1 rRNA gene is annotated in these 588 nt (G+C 52.0%); it reads right to left on the bottom strand.

Annotated elements, in window-relative coordinates:
• Nucleotides 1-94: ribosomal RNA gene (locus AAFO60_RS20845) — 23S ribosomal RNA — on the bottom strand; the annotation flags it as partial.
• Between the last annotated feature and the right edge of the window lie 494 nt (nucleotides 95-588).

Raw genomic sequence — 588 nt, 5'->3', positions numbered from 1 at the left:
GTTTGACAACTCCCCGAGGACTATCGCGGCCTACCACGTCCTTCATCGGCTCCTGGTACCAAGGCATCCACCGAACGCCCTAAAACACTTACAACAACACCCACAAACACACCCCCACCAACCCCAAAAAGGCCGGCCGAGATACGAATGCGGACGCCACAAAACAATAAAATATTCGAACAACCCGAACACTAAAGCTCGAATCGCACAAACCAGAATCGAAATTGCAGAACACACAACTCAACAGCAACCAAAAAGGCCACCACTGAGCTAGATGCTCGCATCCACTATGCACTTCTCAAACAACACACACCCACCAACCCCAACACCCACACCAGCCGAAACCAGACACGCGAGCGGAAATCAGTGAGCACCAAGACAACACAGAAACTGTGTTCCCTCAGAACCCCGATAGTGTGCTTCGTCCACAACAGCCATCACTGACTGCCGACCACCACCGACCTGCAACATTCTGATTGCAAGCCGGCATCGCGATGGATTTCTTGTGTTTCACCCATGAACAAACACCAACCCGATGCGCATTCGGCACCAGCATTGGAGTGTTGTCTGCTCCTTAGAAAGGAGGTG

This window comes from Gordonia aichiensis (assembly GCF_039946255.1).
Lineage (GTDB): Bacteria > Actinomycetota > Actinomycetes > Mycobacteriales > Mycobacteriaceae > Gordonia > Gordonia aichiensis_A.
This window is presented reverse-complemented; position numbering and strand designations above follow the sequence as displayed.